Origin of the sequence: Enterococcus innesii, assembly GCF_022846515.1 — a bacterium.
In the GTDB taxonomy this organism is placed as follows: Bacteria; Bacillota; Bacilli; order Lactobacillales; family Enterococcaceae; genus Enterococcus_D; species Enterococcus_D innesii.
On sequence record NZ_AP025635.1, the window covers coordinates 1,492,956 to 1,512,780 of the forward strand.

Annotated in this window: 18 protein-coding genes; all 18 read right to left on the reverse strand. The window is 45.5% G+C overall.

The features are described 5' to 3' along the window. Positions 1 to 15: 15 nt before the first annotated feature. Positions 16 to 882: a GRP family sugar transporter gene (locus tag ENLAB_RS06840; RefSeq protein WP_244353193.1), complete on the reverse strand. Its 867-nt coding sequence runs from the start codon at positions 880 to 882 to the stop codon at positions 16 to 18. 115 nt (positions 883 to 997) lie between these two features. After that, the gene (sapS, locus tag ENLAB_RS06845) at positions 998 to 2,035 is read right to left on the reverse strand and encodes a two-component system sensor histidine kinase SapS (RefSeq protein WP_077452325.1); all 1,038 of its coding nucleotides are present in this window, start codon (positions 2,033 to 2,035) and stop codon (positions 998 to 1,000) included. Next, positions 2,032 to 2,706: a two-component system response regulator SapR gene (gene sapR / locus ENLAB_RS06850; RefSeq protein ID WP_005227794.1), complete on the reverse strand. Its 675-nt coding sequence runs from the start codon at positions 2,704 to 2,706 to the stop codon at positions 2,032 to 2,034. The genes sapS and sapR overlap by 4 nt, the downstream gene beginning before the upstream one ends. A 161-nt stretch (positions 2,707 to 2,867) precedes the next feature. Then, positions 2,868 to 3,071 (reverse strand): hypothetical protein, encoded by a 204-nt coding sequence (locus ENLAB_RS06855; protein WP_005227790.1) that lies wholly within the window; start codon positions 3,069 to 3,071, stop codon positions 2,868 to 2,870. A gap of 19 nt (positions 3,072 to 3,090) precedes the next feature. Next, on the reverse strand, positions 3,091 to 4,596 hold the full coding sequence (locus ENLAB_RS06860; RefSeq protein WP_244353194.1) for a phosphohexomutase domain-containing protein: 1,506 nt from the start codon (positions 4,594 to 4,596) through the stop codon (positions 3,091 to 3,093). Between the two features lie 103 nt (positions 4,597 to 4,699). After that, positions 4,700 to 5,194, reverse strand: coding sequence for a methylated-DNA--[protein]-cysteine S-methyltransferase (locus ENLAB_RS06865; protein WP_244353196.1), 495 nt, complete (start codon positions 5,192 to 5,194; stop codon positions 4,700 to 4,702). 201 nt (positions 5,195 to 5,395) lie between these two features. Beyond that, positions 5,396 to 7,318 carry an ABC transporter ATP-binding protein gene (locus ENLAB_RS06870; RefSeq protein ID WP_229045650.1) on the reverse strand — a complete coding sequence of 641 codons (1,923 nt, stop codon included), beginning with the start codon at positions 7,316 to 7,318 and terminating at the stop codon, positions 5,396 to 5,398. Then, positions 7,257 to 8,996, reverse strand: coding sequence for an ABC transporter ATP-binding protein (locus tag ENLAB_RS06875; protein WP_081117814.1), 1,740 nt, complete (start codon positions 8,994 to 8,996; stop codon positions 7,257 to 7,259). Before ENLAB_RS06875 ends, ENLAB_RS06870 begins: the two co-directional genes overlap by 62 nt. A gap of 186 nt (positions 8,997 to 9,182) precedes the next feature. After that, positions 9,183 to 10,733: a PASTA domain-containing protein gene (locus ENLAB_RS06880; RefSeq protein WP_244353198.1), complete on the reverse strand. Its 1,551-nt coding sequence runs from the start codon at positions 10,731 to 10,733 to the stop codon at positions 9,183 to 9,185. Continuing rightward, positions 10,726 to 11,400 carry an ABC transporter ATP-binding protein gene (locus ENLAB_RS06885; RefSeq protein ID WP_010749041.1) on the reverse strand — a complete coding sequence of 225 codons (675 nt, stop codon included), beginning with the start codon at positions 11,398 to 11,400 and terminating at the stop codon, positions 10,726 to 10,728. Before ENLAB_RS06885 ends, ENLAB_RS06880 begins: the two co-directional genes overlap by 8 nt. A 12-nt stretch (positions 11,401 to 11,412) precedes the next feature. Further along, positions 11,413 to 12,963, reverse strand: coding sequence for an FtsX-like permease family protein (locus ENLAB_RS06890; RefSeq protein ID WP_244353200.1), 1,551 nt, complete (start codon positions 12,961 to 12,963; stop codon positions 11,413 to 11,415). Positions 12,964 to 13,274: 311 nt separating this feature from the next. Next, positions 13,275 to 13,721 carry a D-aminoacyl-tRNA deacylase gene (gene dtd, locus ENLAB_RS06895; protein WP_244353202.1) on the reverse strand — a complete coding sequence of 149 codons (447 nt, stop codon included), beginning with the start codon at positions 13,719 to 13,721 and terminating at the stop codon, positions 13,275 to 13,277. Between the two features lie 6 nt (positions 13,722 to 13,727). Further along, entirely contained in the window at positions 13,728 to 15,938 is a 2,211-nt protein-coding gene (locus ENLAB_RS06900; RefSeq protein ID WP_077452332.1) for a RelA/SpoT family protein, read from the reverse strand. Positions 15,939 to 16,126: 188 nt separating this feature from the next. After that, on the reverse strand, positions 16,127 to 16,792 hold the full coding sequence (locus tag ENLAB_RS06905; protein ID WP_244353204.1) for a beta/alpha barrel domain-containing protein: 666 nt from the start codon (positions 16,790 to 16,792) through the stop codon (positions 16,127 to 16,129). Between the two features lie 4 nt (positions 16,793 to 16,796). Beyond that, the gene (locus tag ENLAB_RS06910) at positions 16,797 to 17,552 is read right to left on the reverse strand and encodes a 16S rRNA (uracil(1498)-N(3))-methyltransferase (RefSeq protein ID WP_015510470.1); all 756 of its coding nucleotides are present in this window, start codon (positions 17,550 to 17,552) and stop codon (positions 16,797 to 16,799) included. A gap of 1 nt (position 17,553) precedes the next feature. Then, positions 17,554 to 18,501, reverse strand: a complete 948-nt coding sequence (gene prmA, locus ENLAB_RS06915; protein WP_142965622.1) for a 50S ribosomal protein L11 methyltransferase — start codon at positions 18,499 to 18,501, stop codon at positions 17,554 to 17,556. 11 nt (positions 18,502 to 18,512) lie between these two features. Beyond that, on the reverse strand, positions 18,513 to 19,001 hold the full coding sequence (locus tag ENLAB_RS06920) for a DUF3013 family protein (protein WP_005227763.1): 489 nt from the start codon (positions 18,999 to 19,001) through the stop codon (positions 18,513 to 18,515). Between the two features lie 16 nt (positions 19,002 to 19,017). Continuing rightward, positions 19,018 to 19,638: a DNA-3-methyladenine glycosylase gene (locus tag ENLAB_RS06925; protein WP_010749036.1), complete on the reverse strand. Its 621-nt coding sequence runs from the start codon at positions 19,636 to 19,638 to the stop codon at positions 19,018 to 19,020. Positions 19,639 to 19,825: the final 187 nt, after the last annotated feature.

The following is a 19,825-nucleotide window of genomic DNA, read 5'->3' on the forward strand; positions in this document are numbered from 1 at the left end:
CTCAAACATATACGTTTATGTTGCTTTCATATACCCTAGCAAAACACCGCCGATAATCACCAGCAGACAACCATTCACCACATAACGCAGTTCTTTCTTGGTTTTCTTTTCGCCGAGAATAAAAATCCCGCCTAGCGTTGAAATGATGATCCCCATCTGCGACAATGAGAAGCCCACCGCGAGTCCGACTTGCTGAACCGTGATCAGCATGCAGACATTGCCGATGCCCCATAACAACCCTGACAACGTATTTTTCCCTACAAAACGATCGACCTTCGTCTTCCTTAAAGCAAATAGGCTGGCACCGATCAGCATCCCGATACTTTGCGGCAAAATGATCGCTAGCGGATCCAATCCTGCCCAAGTAATCAAAATCGTATAGGCGCCGTAACCAATCGTTGATGAGATCAAGGCCCGAAATCCTTTAGGAAAATCAAGCATCTTGCTGCCGGCTTCTACCGGACTTTCGCCATCTTGGCGAGCGGTCAGATACGCCCCGATCACCAACAAGATCAATGCGCTAACACCTAATGCATAATCGCGGGTCTGGGTCCATTCCGCAAAAAACAATGCACCGGCGACCGTATTTAAAATTAGCTGCATGCCGGTTGAAAGCGGCAGTCCAACAGACACACCTAAATATTTCATACCATGGAATTGACCGTTTTGACCGACGGACCAAAAGAGACCAGACAAAAGACCGATCAAAATCACCTTTCCATCAATCACTGGCATCGTCACAAAAAATACGACCAGAGAAAAGAAAAAGGCACCAATCGTCATTCCTAGCGTTTGCTGGTTCGCATCCCCGCCAAGTTTGGCACTTACTAAACCAATGCTGCCCCACGCAAACATTGGTACTAATGCAACGAGTATCTCCATTTCATTCATCCTTACCATTCAATTTTAAACACAGGCTTTAGTGTATCAGTGAAAACGTTCTAGGGACAAGTGATTTTTGTCAAAAAACACAAAAAGATACTCGAAAAAAAGCAGATTAGCGTTTTTCCTCATAATAACTTAGTAACGGGAAGAACAGCGTCATGGTGGTTCCTTTTCCAACCGTCGACGAAGCCGTTAGCTCGATGCCTAGTTCCTTCGCTAAACTTTTCGCTAAAAAGAGCCCCAATCCCGTCGAGTGGGTGTCCGTTTGGCGCCCATTTTCGCCCGTAAAGCCTTTATCAAAGATGCGCCGCATGTCTTCTTTAGGAATGCCGATCCCACTATCTTGCAAGTGGAGATAGGTCCCTTGGGCATCTTTTTCGATCCGAATCGTCAGCTGTCCATTTTGTGGTGTGTACTTCACAGCATTGCTGACCAGTTGGCGAAAGATAAAGCCGAGCCATTTTTCATCGGTCAACACTTGCTGGTCCTCGCCTTCAACAGCATAATGCAAGTTCTTTTGGATAAAATAGTTGGCCTGACTGCGCAAAACCGGCTGAACGACGGCTTTCAATGAAATTTCTTGGACCAGATAATCTTTTGAAAAGCTATCCAAACGGGCGACGTACAAGACTTGTTCGACGTATTCATTCATACGGTTCAATTCATTTTCTAGTAAGATAAATTTTTCATCAGGAATATCAAATTCGATCGAATGCAGCAGTAACCGCGAGGCGGCTAAAGGTACTTTGATCTCATGGACCCACGAATCGATGTATTCCTTTTGCTCTTCTTGATTGCTGACCACTTGCTGCATCAATTCTTGGTGCTCTCGGATCAACTGATTGATGTAGGATTCGATCCGCTCTTCTTCTGCCGAGCGTGCTCCTTGCAAGTAGTTTTGCAGCAAGCTGTCTCCGGGCTTGGGGGTGATTTTTTGCCAAAAGCGCCGCTTAGATAAGTAGCTGATTGCTAAAAAGAACACCATCAAGACACTTTGCATCAAAAAGAGATACCCGACTGTGCCCCAATCCATTGGGGAATGAGGAGTCAGCCAAAAAACTAAGACCGTCAACACGAAAAAGACCAGCCAGCCAATAAACAGCAGCCAACGATCTTTCAAAAAACTGCGCAAAACCCGCCACTTTGTCATGGTACGATATACCCTTGACCAACCTTGGTTTCAATGTAGCCATTCATCCCCGCTTGTTCGATTTTTCGTCGCAAACGATTGATATTGACCGTCAAGGTATTGTCATCTACAAAACGCTCGTCATCCCATAAGGCCCGCAAGAGTTTTTCCCGACTTAAAATCTTGCCGTGATTTTTCATCAAAATATACAGCAGGCGGTATTCGTTTTTGCTAAGATCGATGCTTTCGCCATTGATATACATGCTGCTGTTGTCGATATTGAGGGTCAAACCGTTATGCACTAACGTCTCGCTGCTGCTTTCTACATAGTTGTAGGAACGGCGCAATAAGGCATTGATTTTTGCAATCAGAACGTCGATCTCAAAAGGTTTTGTCACAAAATCATCCGCCCCCATATTCATGGCCATGATCATATCCATATTGGTGTTGCGGCTAGAAATAAAAATGATCGGCACTTTGGAGGCCTCGCGGATTTTTTGGCACCAATAATAGCCATCAAAAACCGGCAAATTAATATCCAGCAAAATCAGCTGGGGCTCTTGTTCTTCAAAATCAGTCAACACTTGATGGAAATCCGTGGTGCCAAAGGTCTCAAACTGCCATTTTTCTAGTTCTTCGATAATCAGTTGACGAATCACCGCTTCATCTTCTACTACCATTATTTTTGCCATATCCGTGAATTCCCTCACTTTGCGTAATTTTCTCTTCTATACTTTATCAAATATCAAAAACGAATGCGAACATTAATCGTCGTTTTTAGCAAACCCTAAAAAAACCTCTTCACTGTCCTGAGGAATCAGTGAAGAGGCAAACGCAAAAACGGTCGACTGGGTTACTCGATGATCTCAACAGTCTCAATCAGCAATTTCCCGATAAACAATAAGATCCCATCGAAAAAAAGCACACTCATGTTGACACCTAATAACATCGATAACCGTTCAACGACATCGATTTTTGGTCGTTTGTTCAAATAACGAAACAAAAAAAAATTCACACCATATGTCACTGCCATGATCAGCAGCATCAAAATCACCATTTTAGTTCCCTGCTTTTCTTCAAATTTTTGGTTGCTGTGCTAAAAACTGTGTCAGCTTGCTTTGATCGATGGCTTCATACTGCGATAGGAAGCGACCGATCGCTTGAACGACTGCCGGTAGATGACCCGCTTCGTCATTTTCAATCTGCAGCACGAGCAATGGTTCGTGCAGGCTCATTCGTAGCAAGAACCAGCCTTGACCATAGGGACCCGTTAGATTGATACGAATGCCTTCCTCGTTTTCTGGATCGATCTGCCAGCCTGGAATCAAATGATTGGCTAAATCAGCGATCACTTGGCGACCATAGTCTTGATAATTACTTTGCCGGATGGTAAAGCGCAATTCTTGGGTCTCAGCGGGTTGTTGCAATGCTGCGATCAGCTCATCCAGTGTCGTGCCTTGCTGTTGCAATTGTGGCAGCATCATCAAGAGCTTGGCGATCACGTACGCCCCGTCATCTAAAAAGAAATTTTCTTTAAACGCGGCATGCCCGCTGGTTTCGATGGCTAACTGTGTGTCCAGTCCTGCTTCATTCAGTTCGATCGCTTTGTTGATCACATTACGATAGCCAGAAATATAGCGTACTTGCTGTCCCCCCAGTGCTTCGATAAAGGTTTTTAAATGATTGGAGGTTGGCGAATTGGTGACGATACGTGTGCCAGGGTGTTCCGCTAAGATGATCTTGCTTAATACAGCGATCATATTGTTGCGGTTCAATGGCTCACCGCTTTTGGTCACGACGGCTGAACGGTCGACATCGGTATCGAAAATAATGCCTAGATCGGCTTGTTCTCGTAAGACGGCTTCACGGATACTCGCCATCGCCTCTTTATTGTCTGGATTGGGAATATGGTTAGGAAAATGCCCATCTGGTTCTAAAAATTGCGAGCCATTCGTATCTGCTCCCAGCGGAATTAACACTTTTTCTGCAAAAAAGCCGCCGGCACCATTGCCTGCATCAACAATGATCTTTAATCCAGCCAATGGTTTTTCGGTATTGGTGCCCATTCCTTGGCGAATCTTTTGCAGCAGATCTTGGGCATAAGGCGTCAGCAGGTCTTTTTGCTGATAGCTTCCTTTTTCCGCTGCCTCATGAACGGTAGTGTGGGTCAAAATATAGTGGATATCGGATTTTTCCGCACCGCCTTGGCGGCTGAAAATTTTTATTCCATTAAAGTAATAAGGCAAATGACTCGCTGTCAGCATCACACCGGCATCACAGTCAAAATCTTCAAATTGTGTACTCATAAACATGGCTGGTGTCGTTGCCAAGCCGCAATCGATCACTGCCACGCCTTCTTGCTGCAGCTGTGCCATCAACACTTCTTGCAGTGCTTCACCACTCAAGCGACTGTCACGACCGACTGCCACGCGAAAAGGTCCGCTGCCCTTTGTTGCCAACCAGTTGCGCAAGCCTGAAGCAACTTGCCGGACCGCTTGCTCCGTCAGTGTCACCTGTTCTTTTTCAGTGGCGATCGCAATTCCCCGAATATCAGAACCATTTTGTAATTCAACGATGTTCATTTCCTCCACCCCTTCTTGTAACCGGAATCAATTTTATTATACCAGAGAAATAAGGAAATGAAATTGCTTTTTAGTATTTTTTACTATAAATAGTTTGCTTCATCTATTCTTTAAAAGGAATCCCTTCCAGTTGCAGTAATCGGCGTTTGGTTGCTAACCCGCCCCGATACCCCGTCAAGCGGCCGTTTTTTCCTAACACACGATGACAAGGAACCACGATCATCATCGGGTTACGCCCCACTGCATTGGCGACAGCTCGAACAGCGGTCGGACGGTGGATGCGCAGCGCCAAGTCACTGTACGTAGTCGTTTGTCCATAAGGAATTTGGGTCAGTGCTTGCCAAACGGTTTGTTGAAACGGCGTCCCGACAAAATCAAACGCAAAAGTAAATGTCACTGGTTCACCTGCGAAATAAGCTTGTAGCTGCGCTTCAATTACTGAATCAAGGTCAGCTGTATCACTGATTTCAGCCAGCGGAAAGAACTTGAGTAATTCATGATGATCCTGCTGCCGACCAAAATATACTAGCCCTTTTTCCGATTGGACCACTTCATACCACTCATCATCTAAAACGATCTTTGCCAATGCTAGTTTCATGTTTTCACCTCATGGAATCCATTTTTCGCAGCACAACTGCTTACGTGCTGCCGCCGTTCTACGGCTGTCTCACTGACAGTATACCATTTTTTCGAGCTGCGCAAAAAAACCGATTGGCTTATTGCCAATCGGTCGTTGCAAATAGTGGGAAAATAGGTTGCTCTCCAGCTGCTCCAACTTTGAGCCATAGCACTGGCAGGATCAATCCAATTCGATTTTTCCAGTATATAGCTGATAATAGGTGCCTTTTTCAGCCAATAGCGTTTCATGGGTCCCCCGCTCAATGATGCGGCCATGATCCATTACCATGATGACATCGGAGTTTTGGATCGTTGACAATCGGTGGGCGATCACAAACACGGTCCGTCCAGACATCAAACGGTCCATCCCTGATTGGACGATCCGCTCTGTACGGGTGTCGATACTTGAGGTGGCTTCGTCTAAGATCATCACTGGTGGATCAGCGATCGCTGCGCGAGCAATGGCCAACAGCTGCCGTTGCCCTTGGGAAAGTCCTTCGCCATCCCCCGTGATCACGGTATCGTATTTTTCTGGCAAATGGTTGATAAACATGTCGGCATTGGCTAATTTCGCAGCTGCCAGCACTTCTTCATCACTAGCATCTAGTTTCCCAAAGCGAATATTTTCGCGAATCGTTCCGGTAAACAAATGGGTGTCTTGCAAAACGATCCCTAAGGAGCGGCGCAGGGATTCCAGATGGATTTTTTCAATGTTGATACCATCATAGCGAATCTTCCCATCTTGGATATTGTAGAATCGATTGATCAGATTGGTGATCGTTGTCTTGCCAGCACCTGTGGCACCGACAAAGGCAACTTTTTGTCCGGGTTCTGCATAAAGATTGATATCATGTAAGACCAGTTGATTGTCGACATAACCAAAATCAACGTCTTCAAACCGCACGTCTCCCGTCACTTCCGTATAGGTAATGGTTCCATCCTCGTGGGGATGTTTCCACGCCCACGTGCCGGTTCGTTCTTTGGTTTCAACTAGCTGACCTTGGGACCATTTGGCATTGACCAGTGTGACGTAGCCATGATCGATTTCTGGCGTTTCATCTAATAGGTTGAAAATTCGCTCAGCACCGGCTAACGCCATGATCACAAAGTTGATTTGTTGTGACACTTGGCTGATAGGACCATTCAATGAACGGCTCAGTTGCAAGAAAGAAGCGATCATCCCGACCGTTAGTCCAGAAACACCATTGATGGCAAACAGGCCACCAATGATGGCGATCAAGACATATTGGACATTCAGTAAGTTCATCATGATCGGCATCAAGGTATTGGCGTTGACATTGGCTTTAGTGGCACTTTCTTGTAGTTGGTCATTTAAGGCATCAAATTCTTCCATGACGATCTTTTCATGATTGAAGATCTTGACGACCTTTTGCCCGTGCATCATTTCTTCGATATACCCGTTGACAGCGCCTAAATCTCGTTGCTGGGCGCCAAAGAAGCGGCCGCTGCGGCGAGAAATGATACGGATCACATTTAGCATCAAAATAACCGACAGCATCACGAACAGAGTCAATGGGACACTGATGGAGAACATGGCGATAAAGACGGAACAAAAGGTTACTGCCGCCATCATCAAGTTCGGAATACTTTGAGAGATCATTTGACGCAACGTATCCGTATCATTAGTAAAATGGCTCATGATGTCGCCATCTGAGCGGGCATCAAAGTAGCCGACGGGCAGAGACTGCATATGCGTGAACATTTGGTCCCGGATTTTTTTCTGTGTCCCTTCACTGATTTTGACCATCATAAAGTTATAGGTCAGTGCGGCCAAGATTCCAATCAGGTAGATGATCGCCATTTGAACGATCGCCCGAAACAAGCCGCCAAAATCAGGATTGGCTTGCCCTAAGAGGGGTGTGATATGATCGTCGATCACGACTTGTAAAAACAACGAACCGCGTACGTTGGCAAAGGCACTTAACAAGATCATGACCACGACGAACAGGAGTTGTCCTTTGTAGTCGCCAAACATCGTTCGCAATAAACGTTTCAATGTGCGCTTGGGATTTGCTGCTTGTCTATTCTTCACCTTCACCAAATCCTTTCTGCTGCGAATGGTACACTTCTTGATAGATGGCATTGTTTGCCAACAATTCTTCGTGGGTACCGATGCCGTTGATTTTGCCATCATCCATTACGATGATCCGGTCGGCGTCTTCGATCGAGTTGATCCGTTGAGAAATAATGATCGTCGTCGTTCCCGGAATTTCTCGTTTCAAGCCTTCGCGGATACTGCGATCGGTTTTGGTGTCGACGGCACTGGTAGAATCATCGAGGATCAAGATTTTCGGTTTCTTCAGCAAGGCGCGAGCAATCGTCAACCGTTGTTTTTGCCCACCGGAAACATTGTTTCCTCCTTGCGAAATCTGTGTTTCATACTTGTCAGGAAACTCTTGAATAAAAGGATCGGCTTGTGCGATCGTTGCCACGCGCTGGATCTCTTCATCCGATGCCTCTTCATTGCCCCAACGCAAATTGTCGTTGATAGTGCCGCTAAAGAGTACATTGTTTTGCAAGACCATACTTACTTGGTCCCGCAATGCTTCTAAATCATAGTCGCGAACATCATGACCGCCGACGATGACACGCCCTTCAATCACATCATATAAGCGCGGGATCAGCTGGACGAGGGTGGATTTCCCGCTCCCGGTTCCACCAATGATCCCAATGACTTCACCAGATTCGATGTGTAGATTCGCATCCGTCAGCGCCAACTTATTTTTGTCATTGGCGTAACTAAAGCCAACATTTTCAAAAACGATGGAGCCGTCTTTGATCTCTTTGACCGGATCGGCGGGATTTTTCAAGTCACTTTCTTCATCTAATACTTCCACGACCCGTTCTGCCGACGTTCGTGCGATCAAAATCTGCACGAAAGCCATCGACATCATCATCAAGCTCATCAAAATCTGCATCGTGTAGTTGAACATGCTGACTAATTCACCCGTCGTCAGGCTACTTTGTTCCACGATCAACTGGGCACCAAACCATGACAAGAGCAGCATACATGTATAGACTGCAAATTGCATCAATGGCATATTAAAGGAAACGATCCGTTGCGCCAGCGTGAAATTCCGATAAACATCGGTGGACACTTCGCCAAACAGTTCTTCTTGCTGTTCTTCCCGGACATACGATTTCACGACACGAACCCCTTGTAAATTCTCTTGCACCACATTATTCAAGCGGTCATAAATGCGGAATACTTTTAGAAACAGTGGGTGGGCAAAACGAATCACTAAGGCAAGGCCAATCGCTAAGATCGGCAAAACAACTAAGTAGATCGTCATAAGTTCTGGGCTGATGGTGCTAACCATTGCAAGTGAGAAAATCAGAACTAACGGGCTGCGGACCAGAATACGAATAATCATTTGATACGCATTTTGGACGTTGGTCACGTCAGTGGTCAAGCGGGTGATCAAACTGGAGGAAGAAAAGCGGTCAATGTTTGAAAAGGAAAAATCTTGGATTCGGCGAAACAGATTGTGCCGCAGGTTGCGGGCAAAACCAGCCGAAGCGATCGCTGCGGTTCGTCCGCCAAGCGTTCCTAAAAGTAATGCGATCAAGGAACATAAAAAAAGCAAGCCGCCATCTCTTAGAATCACACCGGCGTCTCCTTTTTCGATCCCTTGGTCGATCATCATGGCCATAATCAGGGGCATAATGACATCTAAGGCAACCTCTCCTGCTACATACACAGGGGTCAGCAAGCTGTCCTTCTTATAGCTGCCAACATTCGCGAGTAATTTTTTTATCATTTGTTTCGTCCCTTCTATAGATGGCACTGCGGAGCCATTTTTTATCGTTACCATCAAGTTTACTTTATCGATCCAGCGATTTCAAGCGGCTCGCTCGTGTTTTTTTTACAATTAGTAAGTAAAAACACCCTTCCAAGGAAGGGTGCTTACCTTTTGATACTGTGTGAAAAAGTGTTGGTTGCGAGATTATTCGGCAGCAGATGAACCAGCGGTACTGACCGGTTCATCGGTATCGTCACCGCCATCATCTGCCGGCGGTGTTTGGGTACTGCCTTGCAGATTGCCACGACTGATCCCGATGGTGATCCACGTTTCTAGGGGAATAAACTCGCCGTAGCGGCTCATTTCAACGACGGTTCCTTTCGGTTCCGCCGAATCGACATAGTAGATTTCGTAATAGACATTGGCGCCTTTTGATTTGTATTCATCAAAGAATAGTTTTGGCAAGTCGCCTTCCGTTGCTTGGAAACGGATGTCTTTCAAATACGGTCTGCCTAATGAGTAGACGACTTTGACAGTTGGCAAAGTATCGCTTTCGCTGTATTCTTTGCCGGCTTCCTCCGACTGACTCAAGAAACTACCATACGCTACTTGATCGGAATAGACCGTGCTGACTTGCAGCGGGATCTTCGATTCTAGACCTTGGGCTTCTTCGATCGTGTATTGTGAAAAATCTGGAACGGTCAAAGCCTGGCCTTTTGAGACCTTCACCACAAATTCTTCTTTTTTCGCAAGTTTGCTGCCTTTGACTGGTTCTTGTGAAACCACCAGGTCTAGGGCGACACTGTCAGAAAAGACGGTTTCTTCTTTGTATTTCAAGTCATTCTTTTTCGCCCATTCGGAAGCTTCACTTTTGGCTTTGCCTGTAAAATCAGGTACTTCAATATTTTTTTCAAAGACTTCTTTGCCCTTTGAATAATAGACACTCAAACGGTCTTTGCGTTTGTATTCGGCTAAATCAAGCTCTTTGTTGGCCGCCTCTTGTTTAATAAAAGCTTCTGCTGCTACATTGTCGTCAAATTGTTCGATCAAAGAGAGGTTCTCGGCTTTATTGCTGGCGATCCATTCTTTTGCTTCGGTCACTTGCATCGCTGAAAAATCTGGCAGCTCTAAGCGTTCTTCAGGATCAGGCCCGAGACTCGCCGTCAGTGTCAATGTGGCACCCTTCTTGATCTTTTTGTCAGGGTCAACACTTTGGTCGATCACTTGGTTGACGTCTTTGTCAAAATCATATTCTTGCTCCACTTTGATAGCGACGCCTTCTTCCACACCCCACGTCCGCGCTTCTGACAAATCTTGGGCAGTGAAATCCGGCACCTTGACATGGGTCATTTGATAGTAGACGATTCCGATCACGGCAACTGCCAAGGCGCTCAGCAGGGCAATCAACAAGATTTTTTTCTGCCGACGCTTTTTGTAGGTCGGATCAAATTCCGTTTCTTCTTTCCCAAAACGGCTGACTGGTTCCTTTGACGCTATCTTCTCCGTCGAAGAACTCGCTGCTTTTGCTTCAGTCGTCTGTGTTTGTTGACGGGCTGCCGAGCGACTCATCGGCTCACTAGCTGTCGGCTCTTCTGATTGGTGAACCGTCGTTGGCTCCGCTGGTTTGCTCGCTTGCTCAGCGCCGCTTGCATTTTGATCTCCGACAGGTTCGCTAGTTTTTTTCTCGCTATTGCCAGCAGGCTTCTTTTTGCCATCATAGTTGTCCGGGCTGAAATTTGATAAAAAATCACTCATGCTTACTCAACACACCTTTACGTAAATACAAGACTTCATCTGCTTGTTGAGCGATCTCATTGGCGTGGGTCACGACGATCACACATTTGTTGTGGACGTGAGCCAGCTCTTTAAAGATATCGATGATCTCTTGCTCCATTTCTTCATCCAAATTTCCGGTTGGTTCATCCGCTAAAATGATATCGACATTGGTGGCTAATGCCCGCGCGATCGCTACCCGTTGTTGTTCACCACCAGATAATTGATTGACGAGCCGATCTGCTTTTTCCTTGGTGATGCCAATATAATCCAGCAAATTGTACGCCACTTCTCGTTGATTGTCCGGCAACTGATTTTTCGTGATTGCCATCGGCACTAAGACATTCTCGACTGCACTCAAATAAGGAATCAGATTATAGCTTTGGAAAATAATACTGATGTCGTCGCGGCGGTAATTCTCATGCCCGATTTTTTCGATATCGGTGCCTTCATAAAGTACTTGTCCACTTTTCGGACTATCCAGTGCACTGATCAAGGACAAAAACGTCGTTTTTCCCGAACCAGATTGACCTAAGATGGCATAAAATCGGCCTTTTTCAAAAGAAACAGAAGTCTCTTTCAGTATATAGCGACGCTGATCGCCGTCTTGGTAATAGTAATCGACTGCTTTGGTTTCTAATAAAGTCATCGTTGGTTCCTCCTACATCATGATTTTCTTTGGATTCAAGCGTAAAATATACAATAGCGGTAAAATCGCTGAGAGTAAGACAGTTCCTAGACCTAACAGCAGATACGTGATGATGTAGCCTGCTGAGAAGGACACTTGATAGGCATTCTTGATATCCATGTAATCAATATTAGCTGCCATCAAACCGCCAGAATAAACACCGCCCATATCATTTTGATTGCTCATCCAATCGTTTTGCATCAAGGTATTTGAAACGGCCCCACCTAATAAGTTCCCGGTCACTAAGGACAATAGCAGTGCGGCTAAACTAACCAGCAAGACTTCAATTACGATCTGTCCAATGACTTTCCCACGGCTTTCCCCCAAGGAGAGATAGATGCCTAATTCTTGTTTCCGATCTCGTAAGAAAAGTAGGACCACTAAGGAAATGATAAAGATGGTTGCGATCGATGCAATGATCACGATGTAATTTGCGATCACCCCTAAACGAGTAAAGCCACCGGCGATCTGCTCGTATTGATCCGTATTGGCAATGACACGATAGTATTGGGGCAATAAGGCACCGGCTTCTTGTTTAAAGGCTTCGACGTCATCCGTTGAATTTAGGACAAAGATCGGCTGATAATAGGCGTCTGACTCTTCTTCGATCACTTCTTGACCCCAAAGCTTTTCAGACTGCAATTTGTTAAAATCTTGCACTAAATTATTGCTAGCATAAAAGGTGTTGATTTGATCCATCACTTGCCATATCTGATCACTATTTTGAGAATTGCTCTGCTCTGATGAATTGCCTTGATTGCTTTGATCCTTTTTAACGACAGAAAAGATCCCTGCAATGGTCACGGGATAATCAAAGGTTGCGACACGATTGCCACTTTCAGCTGTTTCGTCCGTCGCATCCTCACTATCGTCACTCACTGCTTCGCTTGAGCCTTCTTCCATCATGACTTCTGCCCGTGTATCCCACACCAATTGATCACCGACACTCAGGTTATTCAATTCTGCGATCTCTTTACTGATCAATACCGCGTTCGTCAACTCACTGACATCTTTTTCTGTCAATCCCTCGCCTTCCTCCAAGCGAATCAAGCCTTCTTGCATGTCTAATGGCTCAACCAAATTTCCACCCTTCAAGGTGAAATAGTTGCCACCCATGCCGACCGAGCCATCCTCTGGCGTATAGGCTTTCAATTTTGTTGTTTCTAACCAGGCTTGATTTTGGTAATCAAAGTATTTCACATAGCTTAACTGACCGATTTGCTCATAAACATCCAATGCTGGTGGTTTCGGATAAAAATCCTCTCGAGACCGCTCTTCATCCGAAACATCTGCGTTGTCTTTTTCAAAACCTTCCCAATCCATTTCCACCGTAGCTACGTTCCCCATTTTGCGTTTCGTCTCACGCTCCACGTTGGCAGTGGATTGTTGAATTGCTACAGCACCAGCGATCACATTTCCTAAAATAAACAGAACTAAAAATAAAATAAATGATTTCCCTTTTCTTCTGGTGATACTTTTTAATGCACGCTGCCAAAAGTTCATTGTTATTTCCTCCAGTGACATTATTTTTTAACAATTATTCCATACTTCTCCCTTAAGAACAATCGCAATAAAGGGTCGTTTTTCGAATTTGAAATATTAAAAAACGAGCACAAACGATATTTTCATTTAAAAACCCTTATAAAAGAACAAGAAAAAGATGTTAAATAACAAATAAAAGAATGGGATTTTTACTAACAGTTTTGTAAGATTTCCCGATTGCAACTTATATTTCACTTGGATCCCATCAAAAATGCTTGGCGCTTTCGAGAGGATAAAAAAACGAAGGACTTCTCCCACTTTTTCCAGCGAGAAAATCCTTCGTTTTGTATCTCTTATTTTTCTTTCGTATCGATCACGATCGTCACCGGGCCATCATTGACCAAGGCGACTTGCATATCTGCGCCAAATTTTCCGGTAGCAACAGTGATCCCTTCGGCTTTTAAGCCTTCATTAAAGGCTTCGTAAAGCGGGATCGCAATACTTGGCGGTGCCGCTTGAATGAAGCTGGGGCGATTGCCTTTCTTGGTCTCCCCATAGAGGGTAAACTGTGAAATACTCAAGACGGAACCGTTTATGCTTTCCAGTGACCGATTCATTTTGCCCTCTTCGTCTTCAAAAACCCGTAAATTCTTGATTTTTCTTACGAGATAAGCCACATCGTCACCTGTATCCTCATGGGTGATCCCCAACAAAACCATGAATCCCTGTTGGATCTTACCGACGACATTGTCCTCAATCGACACGCTTGCTTGACTGACTCGCTGGATCACTGCCCGCATTCTTTCTCATCCCTTCGTACGTCTGACGCTGTAAACATCTGGAATCTGTTTGATCTTATCAACGATCGATTTCAAATGAGTCAAATTCTGAATCGCCACCGTGATGCGGATCGTTGCCATTTTGTCTTTGTTGGTTTTGGCTTCGACACTTACCAAACGCTTGGTGACGCTATTGACTGTCTGTAAGACATCGTTGAGTAAACCAGAACGATCATAGCCATAGATCTCAAGATCGGCATCGTATTCCTTGTTGATGTCGGTGGCATCTTCCCACTCAACGTCGATCAAACGGTTCGCGGCGTCTTTGTTTTGAACATTGGGACAATCGCTGCGGTGGATCGAGATCCCCCGGCCTTTGGTAATGTAGCCGACGATCGAATCCCCAGGAACCGGATTGCAGCAGCGGGAGATGCGGATCAACAAGTTATCGACCCCTTCAATGACAATGCCGCCTTCGTGACGAACCTTCATTTTTTCTGGTTCTTTTTTCGCCGGTTGATTGATCATCTCTTGGACTTGCTGCTTTTGCTTCTCGATTTGTTTCTCGCGCCGTTCTTCTTCGGTCAAACGGTTGGCTAAGGTCGTGGGACTGACTTCCCCATAACCGACAGAGGCAAACAGATCATCTTCTGTTTGATAATTGAATCGTTCGCAAGCTTCCGCCATTTTGCTTTTCGTCAAGAATTCTTTTGGCACAAAGCCCATATCTTGTAAGGTACGAACCACTGCCTCATGCCCTTTGATGATGTTTTCATCACGATCTTGGGCTTTGAAGAATCGTTTGATTTTGTTCTTCGCTTTGCTGGTAGCCACTAGTTTGACCCAGTCGCGGCTTGGCCCAAAGGAATTTGGTGAGGTCAAGATCTCGATAATGTCCCCATTTTTTAGCTTGTAGTCCAATTGGACCATCTTGCCATTGACCTTGGCACCGGTGGTTTTGTTACCGATGTCGGTATGGATGCTATAGGCAAAATCCAGTGGACTGGAGCCTTGAGGCAACTCCGTCACATCACCTTTTGGCGTAAAGACATAGACTTTGTCGCTGAAAATATCGCCTTTGACACCTTCCATAAATTCAGAAGCATCATAGCTTTCGTCTTGTAGTTCCAAGATTTCGCGGAACCAGCCAACTTGTTGGGTCATCTTGTCGGCTTTGACTTTTTCCGTCTTGCCTTCTTTATAGGCCCAGTGCGCAGCAACCCCAAATTCAGCGATCTCATGCATTTCATGGGTCCGAATTTGGATCTCGACAGGATTGCCTTTGGGACCAATGACCGTCGTATGCAGCGATTGGTACATGTTGGCTTTTGGCATCGCGATATAATCCTTGAACCGCCCAGGCATTGGTTTCCATTTTGTATGGATCGTTCCCAAAACCGCATAACAATCTTTGATGGAGTCAACGATCACTCGGATCGCCAACAAATCATAGATTTCATTGAACTGTTTCTTTTGGTCTTTCATCTTGCGATAGATTGAGTAAATATGCTTTGGTCGGCCATAGATCTCAGCATAGATATCTAGTTCCTCGGTGGCGATCCGAATCTCTTCTACGGTTTCAGAAACGTAAGATTCCCGTTCTTCTCGCTTTGTCTGCATCAAATGCACGATTCGGTAATATTGCTGTGGATTCAAATAACGCAAAGAAATATCTTCTAATTCCCATTTGATGCGGCTGATCCCTAAACGATGAGCCAATGGGGCATAGATTTCCATCGTTTCTTGGGCGATGCGGCGTTGTTTGTCTTCCCGCAGATGTTTCAACGTACGCATATTATGTAAACGGTCAGCCAGTTTGACCATGATGACCCGTAAATCTTGCGCCATGGCGATCAACATTTTTCGATGATTTTCTGCTAATTGTTCTTCATGAGATTTGTACTTGATCTTACCCAGCTTGGTCACGCCATCCACTAGCATCGCTACATCGGCACCGAATTCTTCTTTCAGATCGGCTAACGTCACATCGGTATCTTCGACGACATCATGCAAAAAACCAGTTGCAACGGTATGAGGGTCCATCTGCAATTCTGCCAAGATCCCCGCAACTTGGATTGGATGAATAATGTAAGGCTCGCCGGATTTACGGAATTGTTCTTTATGGGCTTCTGTCGCGTAATCTAATGCTTTTTGGACAAAGGCAACATGCTCTTCACTCATATAATGAGCGACCAATTTGATGACATTGGGCCCGGTCAATATAACTTCTTTTGCCATTCATTCCGCCTCCTGCTTTTCTTTTTTGTGCTATCAAAAAGGCAGACAGAAGTCGCTGTTAACGTTTCGTCACGCACCCAAAGCCTTGCGGACAAACGTTCTAAGCATGGGACTCCTGTCTAACCTGCAGTTCTTATTTTAGTAGTATTATTATACAAATTTTTCAGCTATTTTTCAATCGCTGTTGTTCAAAGCACATCGGGCGACGGCTGGTCCTTAAGCAATTCTTCAAAAACATGATACGAGAGCCCGATTTTCTCAGCGCCAGCAGCCTGTAGTGATTGCAGCGCTTGTTCATCTACTGTGTCAGGATTGATCTGGATCGACAGTTGACTACCACCATCTAAGGAAAACAAGCTCACGTCATGCAATGCTTCTGCTAGCGGTTGTTTTTGCCCTAACACGATCTTTGACCAAGCTTCTTCTTTCAAGCGTTGTGCTACTTGGATCTTCGTCAATTCATTCATGATCTCGGTTTGCACAGCTAAGCGGATCTCTCCTCCTGTCAAGGTCAAGGAGCGGATCGTTTCAGTCAACTCCGCAAAGCCACGATCATTTTCCATGAAGGAAGAAGCTGGCAGCCAGACTTCCAAAAAATCGGCGCCTTCCATAAACGCCCGACCGATTTCAAACGCCACCTTTGCCAATGTTCCTTGGGCAAGGGGGTAATCGATCACTGCGCCGATTTGTAGGGAAGAGCCTTGTGCCAAGATTTTCGCCCGTCGAATGGCACTAGGCAAAACGACGACTTCCTTTAAGGTCGTCTTATATTGATTGATAAAATCCTTCAAGACCCAGTCGGTCAGATCGGCCGTCAACAAACGGACACTGATTGCTTCTTGGTTCTTATTCATCAACTCACATCCTCTTTAATTCCGTTAGCACACTGACAGCACTTAAAAAATAAAATGGTGCTGTTTCTGTTCGTAAAATTCGAGGGCCTAACCCGCATAATTTGGCGTTGTTTTGCTGGGCTTCTTCGATTTCGGAGGGGGTCAGACCGCCTTCTGGACCAAAGATCGCTAAAACTTTGCTGCCAACAGGCAATGCGGTGATCACTTGCAGCAGCATCGCTGCTTCTCCTTGTTTGGCTGATTCTTCATAAGCCACTAGGACCGCATCATACTGACTGAGGCTTTGCCAAAATGCTTTGGCGTTATCCAGCAGCGTGATGGCTGGTGCGATCTGCCGTTGGGATTGCTCCGCCGCTTCTTGGGCGATTTTTTGCAGCCGCTGCTGCTTTTTCTGTAATTTCTTTTGATCCCATTTCACGACCGAAGTTTGCGCAGGAAAACCGATAAAGGCTGCCGCCCCCAGCTCCGTTCCTTTTTGAACGATCAAGTCCAGCTTGTCGCCTTTCGGGTAGCCGCTAGCGATCGTGACCTGCAGCGGCAATTCCTTGTCCTGCTGTTCTTTTTCGACTTCCTCTAAGTACACCGTTTCTTCATCGGCTTCTTTGATCTTGGCAATGATCGCCAAATGATCCTCAAACACTAAACCGACTTTTGCCCCGGGAGTCATGCGCATCACTCGGATCATATGGTGGAAGGGTTCTCCCGAAACGGCAAACACCGCTTTTGCTTCATAAGGCTCCTGTAAAAAATATCGCTGCATCTTACTCTACCTCTGTTTTTTTAAAGGCGATCGCATACCAGTCTTTTTGATTGAACAATTGATCGATCTCAAAGCCTTGTGCGATCATGGCATCGATCACTAATTGTTTTTTCGTCTCAATGATCCCAGAAACGATCAAGGTCCCTTCTTGCTTCAATAGACGCCACGCATCAGGGATCATCAATAGAATGATGTCCGCTAAAATATTGGCAACGATAAGATCAGCAGGGACCGTCACTCCTTGCAAGAGATCATTGGCCTGCACGGTCACATCGTGAGCAATAGGGTTCATCGCCATATTTTCTTGGGCGGACCTCACAGCGACTTCATCTAGATCATAAGCGAACACGTCTTTGGCACCTAAATATTTACTGGCGATACTCAACACGCCTGAACCCGTCCCGACATCTAAGACGGTTTCACCGCCTCGCAAGTAGACTTCTAGGGCTTGTAATGTCAAGCGTGTCGTAGGATGCGTGCCGGTTCCAAAAGCCATCCCCGGATCAAGGGTGATGATCTTTTCCTCTTCTTGCAGCGGTTGATAGTTTTCCCAGCTCGGCACGATCGTCAGATAGCGGGAGATACGGACTGGATGGTAATATTTTTTCCAGGCCGTTGCCCATGCTTCTTCCACGACCTCGCTCGTTGTGATGGTGTTTTTGCCGATCGCCAAACCATATTCTGGCAGACGGTCGATGGCTGCTTTGATCGTCGGCAGCACTTCTGGTAAAAAGATCGTCTCTGGGAAATAGGCACTGACTTGGGCGCCTTCTTCTAAGGTCGTATAGGTTTCTTTATCCAAAATTTCGCCATACGCATCGCTTTTAAAATTTTCGATATCTAAAACGTCCTCGATCGCTACCCCACTTGCTCCGTGTTCCATTAAAATATTGGCGACTGCTTCCACTGCTTCGCTAGCTGTCGCTACGGTTACTTCATTCCATTTCATGTTCGTTCTCCTTAGTAACTAGGGTACGGGATCATGGTTTCCCCAGCTCCCGCTTGATAGTTCGTCATTTTCTCCACAAATTCTTCTTCGTTGAATCGCAATTCAAAGATCGCTTCTTCACTGTCATCGTTCAAGAAATCAAGCAGATCGCTTTGGCCTTCTTCTAAAATTTCTTGAATGTAATCAACCAATCCGTCTAACAAGGCTTTTTGGATCCCTTTTTTCCCTGCATAAGGGATCGTCGCTAAATAATCTTCTTCATCAAACGTTGATTTTTGTGGATCATACAGCAAAATCCCATCTTCAAATTCAATGATCGCTTCTTCTGATGCCACACCTTGTGCATCGTCGATCTGCACGTGGTGAGGATTTTCAGCAAACAAGCGCAGCACCAATTCGATCGTATGATTTTTGGCATCCCAATCGATCGCCACATCATAGTCGGTGATTTTTTTCGTTAATCGCTGATCTAAGTAAGTCAATATCGTTTCTTTCGCCATCACTATTCCTTCTTTCTTAACACCATCCATGGTCTTGCTGAACAGCGGTTTTTCGTATATTTGTCAAATACGGATTGCCAGCCACCGCAAAACGAAGCGGCATCTGGGTCCATTCCCCTTTATTTGGGATACCGATCCGAGGCAATGCCAAAATTTCTTTTGGGGTACGTCGGCGCTCAGGAACCAAATGCAGTGGGCTTGTAAAAATCGATTCTCCATAAAGCTCAGCGGGGATCTGCAGTGCCTGTACCAGTTTCCCGGGGCCGTTGGCTACATCCGGTCCTGTTTTTTGTCGTTGTTGCTCCATCAAAGCGATCCCATCCACCGGTTCTAGCCCGCGAATCATGATTCCTTGCGGGATGCCTTTTGGCTGCGTAATAAAGTTGACGATTCGATGCGTATGCATCGTATATAAATAAATCGTACCTGGTTCCTGATACATCGCCCGAACCCTTGGTGTGTTTCGCATGCCCACACTATGAGCCGCCAAATCATCGGGACCTAGATACGCTTCACAATCCACGATATACCCACCTACTGTTCCTTCTGGGGTCTCATGTTCCAAATACATTCCTAATAAGGCACGTGCGATGGTCGTTGTCGGCTGTGTCGCAAAAAGTGCCATTAATTCATCCATTCTCATCACCCTCTTTATTCTACACAATTCTCGACGAACTTACTATCTTTGACTACAGAGTTACGACGATCTCAACGATTTCTTTTCAACGAACCTGATTTTTGCTGACTGAGTGGAAAATAAGCGCCCTTTTGTTTCTGTAAAGACGCAAATCAGCTTGTTTATGAGAATATACGTTCTTATGTTA